Annotated in this window: 11 protein-coding genes; 6 read left to right on the top strand and 5 right to left on the bottom strand. The window is 59.6% G+C overall.

Annotation, left to right across the window (positions count from 1 at the left end; all coding sequences use genetic code 11):
• Window positions 1–5: 5 nt before the first annotated feature.
• The 6 genes from rutA to RYC17_RS11435 all read left to right on the top strand — a co-directional run bounded on the left by rutA (window position 6) and on the right by RYC17_RS11435 (window position 5068).
• Window positions 6–1088, top strand: a complete 1083-nt coding sequence (gene rutA / locus RYC17_RS11460; RefSeq protein ID WP_058400631.1) for a pyrimidine utilization protein A — start codon at window positions 6–8, stop codon at window positions 1086–1088.
• The gene (gene rutB, locus RYC17_RS11455; protein WP_316903125.1) at window positions 1088–1825 is read left to right on the top strand and encodes a pyrimidine utilization protein B; all 738 of its coding nucleotides are present in this window, start codon (window positions 1088–1090) and stop codon (window positions 1823–1825) included. The genes rutA and rutB overlap by 1 nt, the downstream gene beginning before the upstream one ends.
• A gap of 10 nt (window positions 1826–1835) precedes the next feature.
• Complete coding sequence (gene rutC / locus RYC17_RS11450; RefSeq protein ID WP_002552194.1) at window positions 1836–2219, top strand: pyrimidine utilization protein C; 384 nt, start codon at window positions 1836–1838, stop codon at window positions 2217–2219.
• Window positions 2220–2263: 44 nt separating this feature from the next.
• On the top strand, window positions 2264–3043 hold the full coding sequence (rutD, locus tag RYC17_RS11445) for a pyrimidine utilization protein D (protein ID WP_316903123.1): 780 nt from the start codon (window positions 2264–2266) through the stop codon (window positions 3041–3043).
• 13 nt (window positions 3044–3056) lie between these two features.
• The gene (gene rutF, locus RYC17_RS11440) at window positions 3057–3593 is read left to right on the top strand and encodes an NADH-dependent FMN reductase RutF (RefSeq protein WP_316903121.1); all 537 of its coding nucleotides are present in this window, start codon (window positions 3057–3059) and stop codon (window positions 3591–3593) included.
• A 287-nt stretch (window positions 3594–3880) separates the two neighbouring features.
• Entirely contained in the window at window positions 3881–5068 is a 1188-nt protein-coding gene (locus tag RYC17_RS11435) for an HD-GYP domain-containing protein (RefSeq protein ID WP_058408873.1), read from the top strand.
• Window positions 5069–5092: 24 nt separating this feature from the next.
• On the opposite strand, the gene RYC17_RS11430 is transcribed toward RYC17_RS11435, so the two are convergent.
• From RYC17_RS11430 to RYC17_RS11410, 5 genes are all read right to left on the bottom strand, one after another.
• Window positions 5093–7822 carry a LuxR C-terminal-related transcriptional regulator gene (locus RYC17_RS11430; protein WP_193601337.1) on the bottom strand — a complete coding sequence of 910 codons (2730 nt, stop codon included), beginning with the start codon at window positions 7820–7822 and terminating at the stop codon, window positions 5093–5095.
• Window positions 7823–8031: 209 nt separating this feature from the next.
• Window positions 8032–9396, bottom strand: a complete 1365-nt coding sequence (locus tag RYC17_RS11425; RefSeq protein ID WP_193601336.1) for a DUF1329 domain-containing protein — start codon at window positions 9394–9396, stop codon at window positions 8032–8034.
• Window positions 9397–9424: 28 nt separating this feature from the next.
• Entirely contained in the window at window positions 9425–11362 is a 1938-nt protein-coding gene (locus RYC17_RS11420) for a DUF1302 domain-containing protein (RefSeq protein ID WP_005778004.1), read from the bottom strand.
• Window positions 11363–11675: 313 nt separating this feature from the next.
• The gene (locus tag RYC17_RS11415) at window positions 11676–13358 is read right to left on the bottom strand and encodes a fatty acid--CoA ligase (protein ID WP_316903119.1); all 1683 of its coding nucleotides are present in this window, start codon (window positions 13356–13358) and stop codon (window positions 11676–11678) included.
• Between the two features lie 168 nt (window positions 13359–13526).
• Window positions 13527–14159 (bottom strand): LysE family translocator, encoded by a 633-nt coding sequence (locus tag RYC17_RS11410; RefSeq protein WP_002552186.1) that lies wholly within the window; start codon window positions 14157–14159, stop codon window positions 13527–13529.
• Window positions 14160–14430 lie beyond the last annotated feature (271 nt).

Here is a 14430-nt window from a genome sequence, read left to right as displayed (position 1 = left end):
CTTATATGGACATCGGTATCTTCATCCCCATCGGCAACAACGGCTGGCTGATTTCCAGCAACGCACCGCAGTACATGCCGACTTTCGAGCTGAACAAACAGATCGTGCAGACGGCCGAGGGCTACGGTTTCGACTTTGCGTTATCGATGATCAAACTGCGCGGCTTCGGCGGCAAGACAGAGTTCTGGGAGCACAACCTGGAGTCCTTCACGCTGATGGCGGGGCTGGCGGCAGTGACCAGCAAGATCCAGCTGTTCGCCACCGTGGCCACTCTGACCATTCCACCTGCCATCGCGGCACGCATGGCCTCGACCATCGATTCGATCTCCAATGGCCGCTTCGGGATCAACCTGGTCACCGGCTGGCAGAAACCCGAATACGAGCAGATGGGCCTGTGGCCCGGCGATGAGTTCTTCCATACCCGCTATGAATACCTGGCCGAATACGCCCAGGTTCTGCGCGACCTGTGGGCCACCGGCAGCAGTGATTTCAAGGGCGAGCATTTCAGCATGCAGGACTGCCGCGTCAGCCCTCGTCCAAAGGCCGACATGAAGCTGATCTGCGCCGGTCAAAGCGAAGCAGGCATGGCTTTCTCGGCGCAGTACGCCGACTACAACTTCTGCTTCGGCAAAGGCGTGAACACCCCTACAGCCTTTGCGCCCACCGCACAGAAACTGATCGAAGCCAACGAAAAGACCGGCCGCAACGTTACCTCCTGTGTGCTGTTCATGATCATCGCCGACGATACCGATGAAGCAGCAAGGGCTCGCTGGGAGCACATCAAGGCGGGTGCCGACGAAGAGGCCATCGCCTGGTTGAGCGAGAAGGGCTCGGCGGATAAAAGCGCTGGTTCGAATCTGCGGCAGATGGCCGACCCGACCTCGGCGGTCAACATCAACATGGGCACGCTGGTCGGCTCTTGGGCCACCGTGGCGCGAATGCTTGATGAAGTCGCCAGTGTGCCGGGGACTCAGGGCGTGATGCTGACCTTCGATGACTTCGTGAAAGGCGTCGAGGATTTCGGCGAGAAAATCCAGCCGTTGATGACCAGTCGCAAGCACATCGCGCAGCTCAAGGAGGTGGTCTGATGAATGCTACGGCAACTGTCGCAGGCGTTGACCTGCCGGACGGACAACCCGCCCGCGTGCTGCCCGCCCGTCCCGAGCCGCTGCGCATGAAGCCCGGCGAAACCGCGCTAGTGGTGGTCGACATGCAGAACGCCTACGCATCGCTGGGGGGTTATCTGGACCTTGCCGGGTTCGATGTCAGCAGCACCGGGCCGGTCATCGCCAATATCAACAAGGCCTGTGCTGCCGCACGTGCGGCAGACATCCCGGTGATCTTTTTCCAGAACGGCTGGGACCCGGCCTATGTCGAGGCCGGAGGGCCCGGCTCGCCGAACTGGCATAAGTCCAATGCCCTGAAAACCATGCGCAAGCGCCCGGAGCTCCAAGGGCAACTGCTGGCCAAAGGCGGATGGGACTATCAACTGGTCGATGAACTCAAGCCACAGCCTGGCGACATTGTGGTGCCGAAAATCCGTTACAGCGGCTTCTTCAATTCCAGCTTCGACAGCGTGTTGCGCAGCCGTGGCATTCGCAACCTGGTGTTCACCGGCATCGCCACCAACGTCTGCGTTGAGTCCACCCTGCGTGACGGCTTTCACCTGGAGTACTTCGGCGTGGTGCTGGCGGATGCAACCCATCAGGCAGGCCCCGAATTCGCTCAGCAAGCCGCGCTGTTCAACATCGAAACCTTCTTCGGCTGGGTTTCCAGCGTCGATGACTTCTGCACCACTTTCAGCCCTGTCGGGCAACCTTCGTGAGGACATACGCATGACCAAGAAAGCGATTATTCCTGCTGGCACCACCAAGCCCATTGCTCCATTTGTGCCGGGTTCAATGGCCGATGGCGTGCTCTACGTTTCCGGCACCCTGCCGTTCGACAAGGACAACAATGTGGTGCATGTCGGCGATGCGACCGCCCAGACCCGTCATGTGCTGGAAACCATCAAAAGCGTGGTCGAAACCGCTGGCGGGACAATGGACGACGTCACCTTCAACATGATCATGATTCGCGACTGGGCCGATTACGCCAAGGTCAACGAGGTGTACGCCGAATACTTCGCGGGCGAGAAACCGGCGCGTTACTGCATCCAGTGCGGTCTGGTGAAACCCGAAGCCCTGATCGAAATCGCCAGCATCGCCCACATCGGCTGAGCACTGACTTAAAAACCGACCTGAAGCCCACCCGGAGAACGTGCATGTTTCATGAAATTCATCGATGTCAGCATGCCGATGCGCCCCTGTTGGTGCTCAGTTCCGGGTTGGGCGGGTCCAGCCGTTACTGGGCGGATGACCTGGCAGCGCTGACCCGCAACCATGACGTACTGGTCTACGATCACGCCGGGACCGGACGCAGCCCTGCGGCTTTGCCGGCAGATTATTCGATCCGCCATATGGCCATGGAATTGCTGACCCTGCTCGACTCGCTCGATATCCAGCGCTGTCATTTCATAGGCCATGCGCTGGGCGGACTGGTGGGCCTCGAGCTTGCACTGTTGCGCCCCGGATTGTTGCAAAGTCAGGTGCTGATCAATGCCTGGAGCAGCCCCAACCCACACAGCGCGCGCTGCTTTTCAGTGCGCAAAAAACTGTTGTTGAACAGCGGGCCGGACGCTTACGTGCAAGCGCAGGCACTGTTTCTGTACCCGGCAGACTGGATCGCCGCCAACGGTGCCCGGCTGGCCGATGACGAGGCCCATGCGCTGGCGCATTTTCCCGACACCGACAACCTGCTGCGACGTATTCATGCACTGCAAACCTTCAACGTCGAGGCCAGTCTGGCTCGTATCCAGACGCCGACCCTGCTGATTGCCAACCGCGACGACATGCTGGTGCCCTGGCAACAATCGCAACATCTGGCCGAGGCACTGCCCAACGCCAGGCTGGTGTTGCTGGAATATGGCGGCCACGCCTCGAACATTACCGACCCATTGCCCTTCCAACGCACCCTGCTCGACTTTCTCAACGCACAGACCTGAAAGGACTCATCCCATGCATGCCGACTCTGAAGCCCTTGCCATCCTCTCCGCTGACCCGGTCAGCCAGCTGGCGTTTCGCGATGCGATGTCCAGCCTTGCTGCAGCCGTCAACGTCATCACCACCGATGGCCCCGGCGGCCGCGCCGGTTTTACTGCGACAGCGGTTTGCAGCGTGACCGACCAGCCTCCCACGCTACTGGTTTGTATCAATCGCAGCGCATCGGTATACGAAACCTTCATCGAGAACGGCCTGTTGTGCGTCAACACACTGGGCAACGGTCAGCAGGACTTGTCCAACCTGTTCGGCGGCAAGCGTTCACAGCAGGAGCGTTTTGACGGTGGCCAGTGGGAAAGCGGAGTGACGGGTGCGCCGATACTGAACAGCGCCAAACTGGCCCTCGACTGCAAAGTGACCCAATCCGTCAGCGTCGGCACGCACGACATTCTTTTTTGCCAAGTGCTGGATATCAGGCATCAGGGTGAGTCAGACGCCTTGGTGTACTTTGCCCGTCAGTATCATCACTTGCCAGGTGTGGCACCCGCTGCCTGAAGATGCTTTTCAGCACTTGAACGCGTCAGAAAATCTACACTGCGCCTGTTTTGCACAGGGCACTGCGGGCTGCCTGACGGGTTGCTGACACACAACAAATAGACAAGATTTTTTTGCAGGCAGCGCCGTATACTGGCACCTTGAGATCAGGATGATCCTTGCAGTCAACGAGGTGAAACCATGTCGATCGGTAGCTGTTGCACTCTGCTGGCCTCAGCCGGTAGTCGGCCGTCTGCTTTCTTCGCTTGCCCGTTGCCTGCCATGCCAACGCTCCAGGGTGACTGAGCATGCTGAAAAAAATCCCTGTCGCTGACCTTGCCCTTGGCATGCACATCCATAAAATCTGTCGCCGCTGGACCAACGATCCGTTCTGGATAGGCCTGGTCGAAGTCATGCTTGATGACGTCGAGGTGCTCAAGCGCATCCAGCAATCGGGCACCCGGGAAGTCTGGATCGAAACCGGAAAAAGCCGAGTACTGGCACCTCAAACCGCAGCAGCCTTCGCATCAGCCATAGATGACACCGCGCCAGCCAGTCTGGACAAGGAAGTCCTGCGCGCCCGGGCCATTTGCGGTAGAGCCAGAAACGCCGTCATGGCCATGTTTACCGAAGCCCGCATGGGCCAGGCGATGGATGTGGATAACGTGCAGTTGCTGGTGGAAGAAATCTCCAGTTCGATCCTGCGCCACCCGCACGCGCTGATCAGCCTGTCACGCCTGAAAACGTCCGATGAGTACACCTACATGCATTCGGTGGCGGTCTGCGCGCTGATGGTTGCGCTCGCCAGACGCATGGGCCTGCCTGATGACCAGGTGCGCGAAGCGGGTGTGGCCGGGCTGATGCACGATGTCGGCAAAATGATGATTGCTCCGCACGTGCTCAATAAACCGGGCCGCCTTACTCATGACGAATTCGAGATCATGAAGGCTCACCCCGAACTGGGTCTGAAGATCCTCAAGGAAAATCAACCCGTGGCGGCGACGGTGATGGATGTGTGCTTGCACCACCATGAGAAGGTCGACGGCTCGGGCTATCCCCACGGCCTGAAAGGCGACCAGATCAGCATCTTTGCGCGCATGGGCGCAGTCTGCGATGTGTATGACGCCATCACCTCCGACCGTCCCTACAAAAAGGGCTGGGGCGTTGCCCATTCGATTCGCGAGATGGCTTCATGGAAAGGCCATTTTGATGATGTGGTGTTTCAAAGCTTCGTCAAGACCGTAGGCATTTACCCGACCGGTACGCTGGTGCGTCTGGAAAGCGGGCGCCTCGGCGTTGTGGTCGAGCAAAGTGAGGCGTCGCTGCTGAAACCGAGGGTGAAGGTCTTCATGTCGGCGCGGACCGGCAAGACGTTCGCCGCGCAGATCATCGATCTGGGCAGTTTTGCCGACCCGGACGCGATCGTCAAAATCGAAACGCCGACCGACTGGGGGCTGGAAGAGGTTGATACGCTGTGGGCGGGCAGCCCGGCCTGATCAGTTGATGAGTCGCCCTGCCGGCTAACCCAGCAAGCCCAGTACCTTCGCCCTCGCCACCGCCTGGGTACGCCGCTCGACGCCCAGCTTGCTGTTGATGTGGCTGGCGTGAGTCTTGACGGTGTGCAGGGAAATGAACAGTTGCTCGCTGATCTCCTGGTTGGAACAGCCCTGTGCAATCAAATGCAGTACGCCCAGCTCACGCACACTCAGGCAGTCGCTGCCATGCGCAGGCTCGGGTGTCTGCGTGCAAGAGGCCGGGAGCGCTTCCATCAAGGCCTCGCGAACCTTGCAGGACGGCAGTTGCAGCAGCTGCTCATGCAGCCACTGGGAATGCTCGCCCAGCAGCGTTTTAAAGGGAATAAGAGCCCCTCCGGCCGCTGACTGCAGGCTGCGCAGTAACAGCTCTCGCGCTTCGTCGTACCGCGTCTGGCTCAGCAGCAGACCAATTTGCTGGGTCATCGCTATAAGCCCGAGCAGTTGCGCCCCCACCTCCTCAGCGCGCAGCTCAAGCGCCTGCAAGCGCTGCTCGCAGGCAACGCCGTCACCCAGCAACCGTTCGAGTACGGCACGCTGCAACTCGATGTGTTGCGGCAGTTGTGGATGGCATTCGGGGGCCGCAGCGCCGAGACCGCCGTTGTAGGTCTGAGTCAGGCGCAGCAGCCACGCTTCGGCAAGGTCCATGCGCCCTTGCAGCAGCCACAATTCGCATTTCACCAGAGTCACCATCGCCAGGTAGTAGATCGGTGGCACATCCCAGATGTGCATCAGACGTTCGGCCTCGGCAAGTTCGGCGAAAGCTTCGGCAAACCGGCCGGCGCAGCCCTCCATGGTGGCAATCACACAGTGGCCGATCAGCACACTGATGTCGCGACAGGCGCGCGCTTCGGCCAGTCCGGCCAGCAATAAAACCCGCCCTTGATCCACTTGCAGGCGCAGGGTCAGCAAATAGCCTTCATACAGCGTCAGGCGCGCGCGAACCGCGTACAGGCGCACGGTGGACAACCCTTTGAGGCGCTGCTGCCCCCGGCGTACTTCATCAAGCGCACGCAGAATTTCGCCCCGAGCCTGCAAAACCCTGGCGCGGTCGTAATGCGCCAGCGCTTCGAACAATGGATTGGCAACCCGCTGTGCCAGCTCCAGCGCATCACGATTGAACAGGCGGGCGCGCCACAGATCACCATTGGCAACCGCAAGGTTGGCCAGCGTCGACAGGCAGACAAGCCGTTGGCCATAGCGTTTTTCCGGCAAGGTCAGCAGGGCTTCAGTGCAATAGCGCTCGGTCTTTTCACTGTCTCCACGGCCACGCGCGATAATGCCGCTGAGCGCCAGCCACTGGGCAAGCATGGATTTTTGCGCGGTCGCCGAGGGCGCTGGCAGGAACCGGCTCAATTGATTGGCCAGTTCCTCGGCGGCATCCAGTTGGCAGGCCAGTCCCAGCGCCCAGGCGTAGAGCACAATCAGGCGTGGCGTGCTGGTCAACAGATCATCCGGCAAGTCCATCTTCCAGCGCAGCAACATGCCGACATTCTGCTCGGCCAGCAATTGCTCTTCAGAGAGGTTCTGCACCAGATTGGCGGCTACATCCAGATGCCCGGCGCGCAATGCCTGTTCCACCGCTTCATCCAGCTGGCCCTGAGCGCTGAACCAGCGGCAGGCGTTGAGGTGCAGGCGAGTCGGTTGCGCACCGCCAGCCTGGCGGGCGCGCAACAGATCGGAAAACAGATGGTGATAGCGAAACCAGTGGCCCTGCTCGTCCAGCGGCACCAGAAAGACCTGATGCGCCTGTAGATAACGGAGCATCTCGGCACTGTCATGGCTGTCCCGCGCGGCGTCGCACAGCTCGGCGCAAAAGCGCTCCAGACACGCAGTGTCATAAAGAAACGCCTGAACATCGGCTGGCAGACAGTCGATCACCTCTTCAAGCAGGTACTCGCGAATCAGCACCTCACTGCCGCGCAGCGCCTGCGACAAGGCGCTTTCGTCACCCGCTTCGGAGGCCGCCAGCAACCAGAATCGCAACCCGGCCACCCAGCCTTCACTGCGCTGAATCAGGTTTTTCAGCACCTCACTGTCGAGCGAGCTGCTATGCCGGTCCAGCACTGCCATCGATTCTGCGTGTGTCAGGCGCAGATCCTGCTCGTTGATTTCCAGCAACTGGCGCGTCAGACGCAGGCGTGCCAGGTGCCAGTCCGGGCGCTGGCGGCTGGTCACCATGACCACTAGCCCAACCGGCAGATGATTGAGAAAAAACTGCAGGCAGCGGTCAAGCACCGGGCCTTGGGCCAGATGATAATCATCCAGTACCAACAGCAGTGGCTTGCTCAGCATCAGGTGCATGGCCAGTTCGTCGAGCAGGCCGTCGAGCCATTCCTCGAACGCGAAAGGCTGATGACGCTGGCGCATTTTCAGCAGGCCCATTGCCTCGGTGCCCAGTTGCGGGAAAAACTGCTGAAGGCTGCCCAGCAAGCGTTCGAGGAAACGGCCCGGATCGCTGTCACGTGCGCTCAGGCCCAGCCATACGTTCTGCCATTGGTCCGGCAAGCCCTGACAGAATTCAACGGCCAGCGAACTCTTGCCAAACCCGGCCGGGGCGCATACCAGCAGCAGCCTGCCGCTCAGCCCCTCATCAAGGCGTTGGCACAGGCGGGAACGAGGGACGTAACCCTCAGGGAGTGGCGGGCGAAAAAATCGCCCCTCCAACGCAGGAATCGCGCTGTCTGCGAACCCTTGCATTCGGGACAGATCAGTCATGGCCGGCTCGTGTGAAAATCGTTGTCGCGGCATAGCGGTGTTCGGAGACTAGCGGGTAAATCGCCTCTTTTGAAAGGTCATCACGGAAAAGACTGTAACAAAATTCCTACAGCTTATAAGACCATTTCCTCGACGTGAAAAAGCCCCATTAAAGGGGCTTTTCAAGCACATGGCCAAGACGTTGATTTACAGCGTGTATCGGTCAGGTATCAACGAACCCCTTCCTGACGCAGCGCGTTGGGGGAGAAATCGCTGGTGCCTGCGGTGAAGCCGAACTCATACGCCCTCTTCTCTTCGTTTTTCATGCCCAGTGCCACGTAGCGACCGGATTGCAGGTCGTATAGGGTTTCAATCGCGTACCAAGGCACTTGTTTGTCGTAGTAGTTTTCCGAGTGGGCTTCAGCAACGCGCCACAGCTGGCCACGGCCGTCATAGTGGTCGATAACGGCCGCTTGCCAGGTGTCTTCGTCGATGAAGAAGTCACGCTTGGCGTAGATATGACGCTGACCTTCCTTGAGGGTGGCGGTCACGTGCCAGACGCGACGCAACTCATAGCGGGTCAGGTCCTGGTTGATATGGCCGGCCTTGATGATGTCGGCGTACTTGAGCGTCGGATCATCCAGCTTGTGGCTGTTGGAGGCGATGTACATTTCCTGCTTGCCGATCAGTTTCCAGTCATAGCGATCAGGCGCGCCGTTGTACATGTCCAGGTTGTCGGAGGTACGCAGACCATCCGACGCGGTGCCCGGCCCGTCATACGACACCTGCGGCGCACGCCGTACACGGCGCTGACCGGTGTTGTACAGCCATGCCGAGCGCGGTTCGGCGACCTGATCCAGCGTTTCATGCACCAACAGCACACCACCTGCCAGACGTGCCGGAGCGGTCACTTCCTGTTTGAAGTAGAACAGGATGTTGCCCGGGTTTTTCGGGTCGAAATCCCTCATCTTGTCGCGAAACACGAACTGATCGGAGAAATACACCAGGCTGTACGAGCCGTTGGGCTGCGGCGTGGCCTGGGTGACCAGACGCTTGACGCTGCCGCCCCGGTAACGGGTGATGTGGTTCCAGATAACCTCGACACCACTGGCCGGGATCGGGAACGGGATGGCCGTATCGAAGTTCTCCAGACCACTGCCGCCACCCACCAGTTTGGTGGTCGTCGCGTTCTTTTTGATGGCGGCAAACACCTCATCCGGCACGGTGGCACCGCGATGGGTCGGGTAGACCGGAATCCGGTAGCTGTCCGGATAACGTTTGAACATCGCGTACTGGCCCGGCGCGAGTTTGTCCTTGTACTGCTCCACATTGGCCGCAGTGATGGTAAACAACGGCTTTTCGCTGGCATACGGGTTGGCGAGGAACCCTTTGCTGTCAACCGCTCCGGCATTTTTCGGCAGCGGGCTCCAGGCAGGGATGGTGTTGGCCGCATTGCCGGCCTTTTCAGCGCCCATCGGCGTCAGCGAGGTACCCAGCTTTGCCGCGTCGGATGCGGAGACCGCCGCCATCACGCTGGTCGCCAGCAACGACATGCCCAGAACCCCGGCTTGCAACAGACTTTTTGTTATTTTCATATTCATCGTCATCCTGAAAACCATGTTCTTAGAAGTTCATGCCAAAGCTGAGCGCCACGAAATCCCGGTCATCAACCGTGGTGTACTTGCCATCAAAGAAGTTGGTGTAGGAAAGGTTCGCGGTGTAGGTGTTCTGGTACTCGGCATCGAGCCCCAGGCTGACGGCCTTGCGTCCCTCTTCAAAGTTGCCGCCAGGGCCTGGCGAATAGCCTTTGACGTCGTGCGACCAGGCCACGCTCGGCTTGAGGTTGACCCCGGCAAACACACTGTTGTAATCCCAGATGGCGCGGGCGCGGTAGCCCCAGGAGTTGGCCGTGGTAAAGCCGTCGTCTTCGCAATAACGGGTCAGGTTGTTCTGCTCTGCACCGGTCAGCGTGCCCGCGTTGAGCGTCGCGCATTGGCCGCCAGGCAGCGGGCCAGGGCCGTACACCGGGTCGCGGCCGTAGCGGATTTTGGAAGTGCTTTCCAGGCCACCCACGTGGGTCCAGCCCACTTCACCGACCACGGTCAGACGCTCTGCGCCCATGACCTGGTCGAAGAACTGGGTGAACGTGGTTTGCAGTTGAGTGATTTCCTTGCGTCGATAACCGGGCTGATCAGTATTGGGCTGCCCGCTCAGCAGCGAAACGTTGGGGTTGAGCGGCGAAATACCCGAATACAGGATGTCGGTGGTGTTGACCTGAATAGGTGCATTCGGGCGGTAGCTGATCTCGCCGCTCCACGCGGTGCCGGTAGGCAAGGTGGTCGAGAAGCTCAGACCGTATAGACGGATGTCTTCCGGGTATTCGACGTAGTAACTGGAGTTGCCTGCCACGACAACCGGCAGTAGCGTGGGTGCGAGTCGCGTCGCCGTTGCTGCCGGTATACCGTTACGGACCAGCGAGCCCACCAGGCCTTGAGGGCTGAACGAAGCAGCCGAGCCGCCGCGTCCGCTGAAGATCGGCGCACGGCTGTGGTAATTCATCATGTACGCACCGAACTCGGTATCCAGCGGCTCGAAGTTGTAACGCAGGGCAAAGCCGAACTGGCCACTGTCACGCGCATCGCGGTCAGGGCCACGGCGCACCACAGCGCCCTCATCCGGGTTACCGAACACTACGCCCTGCTGCGACAACGAGTTGAACACCGCGCCGCGTGCGCCTGCTGGCAAACCGGCAGCCGTCAGCGAACTGTTCAGGCCGCTGCGGCTGCGCAATACCGCGAGGTTGTTGTTGCAGCCATCGGCGATCACGTCCGGCTGCGAGAAGAAGGTGCCGCAGTTGTCGACGACAGTCTGGTCCCACTCCAGCTGGTAGAAGCCCTCGGCAGACAGGTTGTCGGTCAGGCTTTGCGACAGGTAGAACATGTTGACCGGGATCAGGCCTTCCTTGATTTCAGAGCCTGGACGCCGAAAGGCCGAGACATCGACCGGGTTGACGCTGTTGATGCCGCCCTGAATGAAGGTGCTTTCACCCCAACTGATAACCTGCTTGCCGAAGCGCACGGCACCCGGCTGATCAGCGATCGAATAGTTGTGGTAGACAAACGCATCCAGCAACTGGAACCCGGACGACTTGGCGCCCTCTTTGCGGCCCGAGTCGCTGATGTCCTTGAACTCACGGTTTTCATCCTTGAGCTCAAAGTCGTACCAGTATTTGCCACGCAGGAACACCCCGGTATCGCCGTACTTGAGTTCCAGGTCATGGATGCCCTTGAAAATCTTCGAAAACGTTTCCCCACGCTTGAAGTTCAAGTGGCCGTCATCGGAGGTCTGCGACAGACCACGCCCGCCATTGTTGGCGCCGATCAGGTTTTTATTGGGGTTTGCAGTCGACCAGCTGGCGCCTACCGACAGCGATGAGTCGAAACTGCCTTCGATTTCACCGACGTTGAAGGTCACGCCAAAGGCGGGGCCGGCGAGCGAGGAAGCAAGGCTGACGGCCAGAGGCAGCCTGGCCCGACGCCAGAATGGGGGTGTGCTTGTCATCGACGCTACTCCTTGTGTTTTATTGTTATGGCAGTGGGGAAATCCAAAAACGACTCTGTCTTCGAATCACTACACACAGCCAGCTCCGCTCTTGCTCATTCCCTGTGCTGACTATAGCCAGCACGCCCTGACGCTAGATCCCTCTAAAGTGTGATTTGCAGGACCAACGCCTCTGGCCCGCCCGTTTCCGGAAGGCCGCTAAAAAACCTGTGGCGGGGAGGATGGATTAAATTGGAAATTTGGCAAGTCGCAGAACAGGACCTGCGACGCAGACACTTGCCGCGCCCGATGGGCGCGGCAAGATAAGAAGGTGTCACAGCGTGGAAAGGAACGTGCTGTTGCTGTTCTGCCATTCCACAATATCCAGACGCATGCGCTTCTTGTCGAGCTTGCCGACGCTGGTCTTGGGAATTTCAGTAACAAGCGCGATCTGGCTGGGAATTGCCCACTTGTTGATGTGACCTTGCTCGACGAACGGTTTGAGATGCTCCTTCAAGCCCTTGGCATCAAGCTGATGGCCGTCGCGAATCACCAGCAAGGCAAAAGGCCGCTCACCCCATTGCGGGTCGGCGATACCGACCACAGCCACTTCGCGCACAGCCGGATGCCGGCTGCACAGGTCTTCAAGCTCCAGCGAAGAAATCCATTCGCCACCGGTCTTGATCACATCCTTGATACGGTCGCGAATATCGATGAAGCCCATACCGTCCAGCGTTGCCACATCGCCAGTGTGCATCCAGCCGCCCGCCCACAACTCAGCACCTTTCTCGGGCTCGCGGAAATAGCTTTCGGTCAGCCAGGGCGCACGCAGAACCAGCTCACCCTGGGTTTCGCCATCGGCCGGAAGGAAGTTGCCTTGCTGATCGACGATGGCTGCTTCTACCAGCATGCCAGGCACACCGGCCTTGATGCGGTAGGTAATCTGCTCGTCTTCGCTGCCGGCCTTCAGCTCGTCGTTGATGTGCGCAACGGAAATCAGCGGCCCGGTTTCAGACATGCCATACGCCGCGGTGAGCTGGATGCCCTTGGCCTTGGCGGCCTGATAAAGGCTGCGGTTCAGCGAGCTGCCGCCAATGATGATTTTCCAGCCGCCAAAGTCCGCATCCTGCGCAGACTTGGCGTTGAGCAGCATTTGCAGGATGGTCGGCACGCAATGCGAGAACGTGACTTTCTCCTTGCGCCAAAGCTCTACCAGCAGCTCGGGCTCGTAGCGGCCGGGGTACACCTGTTTCAGGCCCAGCATGGTCGCTACATAGGGAATGCCCCAGGCATGCACGTGGAACATCGGTGTGATAGGCATGTAGACGTCATCGTTGCCCAACTGCCGCGGACTTTCGACGCACCCCAGGATGGCCGCCACGCCCATGGTGTGCAACACCAACTGGCGATGGGTGAAATAGACGCCTTTGGGATTGCCCGTAGTGCCTGTGGTGTAAAACGTGGTCGCGACCGAGTTCTCGTCGAAATCCTCGAAAGCGTACTCGGGGCTGGCTGCCGCCAGCAGGGTCTCGTATTCGCCGACGAGGTTTGGCAAGTCGGCGGTCTTGTCGGGCAGGTCCGTCAGCAGCAGGGTCTTTTCAACGGTGGTCAAATGTCCGGACATAGCCTGATACAGGCCCGTGAATTCGCTGTTTATCAATACCAGCCGGTCATCGGCATGGTTAATGGTATAGGCGATCTGCTCGGGCGATAGCCGCACGTTGACGGTGTGGATCACTGCGCCAATCATCGGGATGGCGAACATGCATTCCAGATAGCGATGGCTGTCCCAGTCCATGACTGCCACGGTGTCGCCAGCTTTCACGCCTGCCGCCGTCAAGACGTTGGCCAGGCGGCAGATGCGCTCGTTGAGGGTCGGGTAGGTATAGCGAACGGAGTCGCGGTAAATAATTTCACGCGTCTTTTCATAACGACTGCCGGACGACAACAGGCGCTTGATCAACAGAGGGTACTGGTAAGCGCCATCGGCGGGCGCAAGAACGCGAGTCTGTAACATATGAGTCCCTTTTCAAAGTCCACAGGCGGAGCTGGAAATATGGACTCTAGAGCCCTAGCCTGCCAGTGAAATCAGTAAAAGGGATGATTTTTCGAAGCGCCTCTCGCTGTCTGCGAGAGGCGCTCGCACTCGTTATACGCTCGGTAAAAGCGTTGTTGAATGCAGGTTTCAGTGCACTTCGGTGAACGCCAGTTTGATACCCAGCGCGACCAGCACTCCGCCCATGGCCCGATCGAACCAGTGGCCCATGCGCGCAAAACCCGCGCGTACCCGCGCCTGGCTGAACAGCCGCGCCACCAGGCAGAACCACGCGGCCGTCGCCACGGCGAGGTAGACCCCATAACCGCCCTGCACCAGCAGCGGCGTGTGCGGATTGATCACTACGGTGAACAGCGAGAGGAAAAACAGCGTGGCCTTGGGGTTAAGGCCGTTGGTGACGAAACCGCTGATGTAGGCACTCTTTGCTGTGCGCTCGCCCGGGATCGCCTTGATGGCGGCATCGCCTGTCGCCGCAGCCGGTCTGGCACGCAGGGCCTTTATACCGATGTACAGCAGGTACGCGGCGGCCGCCCATTTCAGCGCGTTGAACAGCACGATGGACTGGGAAACGATAATCCCGATACCCAGCAGCGAATAGCCCACATGAAGAAAGATGGCCGAGCCGACGCCAAGCGCTGACCAGGTACCGGCCTTACGCCCATGCGTGACGCTTTCACGCACCACCACCGCGAAGTCCGGACCGGGGCTGGCGACGGCCAGCAGGTGGATCAGCGCAACGGTAAGAAATTCTGCCCAATACATGTGGGACCTCCTGGAGGATTGACGTCAGACCCGGCAGATTACGCTGTCTGATGTCTGCGCAACAGTTACTGACAACGATCACCTCAACTATCGTGCGATCATCGCAATTATCGTGCGGCGCTCCGCGTCGCATGCCGTTCCGGACGCTCCGCGTCCTCTTGACGACGCAGAGCGTCGAGAACTGCATTCCCACGCTGGAGCGTGCGGAACGATCATCTCAACTATCGTGCGATCATCTCGATCATCGTGCGACGCTCCGCGTCGCATGCCG

Source organism: Pseudomonas syringae group sp. J248-6, from assembly GCF_032586995.1.
In the GTDB taxonomy this organism is placed as follows: domain Bacteria; phylum Pseudomonadota; class Gammaproteobacteria; order Pseudomonadales; family Pseudomonadaceae; genus Aquipseudomonas; species Aquipseudomonas amygdali.
The sequence above is the reverse complement of the archived record's forward strand: the minus strand, read 5'-3'. Positions and strand labels throughout refer to the sequence as shown.

What these genes read in the sequence shown, in the direction of transcription:
- rutB (WP_316903125.1), top strand. Translation starts at nt 1,088, where the DNA reads ATGAATGCTACGGCAACTGTCGCAGGCGTTGACCTGCCGGACGGACAA.
- RYC17_RS11435 (WP_058408873.1), top strand. Translation starts at nt 3,881, where the DNA reads ATGCTGAAAAAAATCCCTGTCGCTGACCTTGCCCTTGGCATGCACATC.
- RYC17_RS11410 (WP_002552186.1), bottom strand. Translation starts at nt 14,159, where the DNA reads ATGTATTGGGCAGAATTTCTTACCGTTGCGCTGATCCACCTGCTGGCC.
- RYC17_RS11420 (WP_005778004.1), bottom strand. Translation starts at nt 11,362, where the DNA reads ATGACAAGCACACCCCCATTCTGGCGTCGGGCCAGGCTGCCTCTGGCC.
- rutD (WP_316903123.1), top strand. Translation starts at nt 2,264, where the DNA reads ATGTTTCATGAAATTCATCGATGTCAGCATGCCGATGCGCCCCTGTTG.
- rutF (WP_316903121.1), top strand. Translation starts at nt 3,057, where the DNA reads ATGCATGCCGACTCTGAAGCCCTTGCCATCCTCTCCGCTGACCCGGTC.
- RYC17_RS11425 (WP_193601336.1), bottom strand. Translation starts at nt 9,396, where the DNA reads ATGAAAATAACAAAAAGTCTGTTGCAAGCCGGGGTTCTGGGCATGTCG.
- rutA (WP_058400631.1), top strand. Translation starts at nt 6, where the DNA reads ATGGACATCGGTATCTTCATCCCCATCGGCAACAACGGCTGGCTGATT.
- rutC (WP_002552194.1), top strand. Translation starts at nt 1,836, where the DNA reads ATGACCAAGAAAGCGATTATTCCTGCTGGCACCACCAAGCCCATTGCT.
- RYC17_RS11415 (WP_316903119.1), bottom strand. Translation starts at nt 13,358, where the DNA reads ATGTTACAGACTCGCGTTCTTGCGCCCGCCGATGGCGCTTACCAGTAC.
- RYC17_RS11430 (WP_193601337.1), bottom strand. Translation starts at nt 7,822, where the DNA reads ATGACTGATCTGTCCCGAATGCAAGGGTTCGCAGACAGCGCGATTCCT.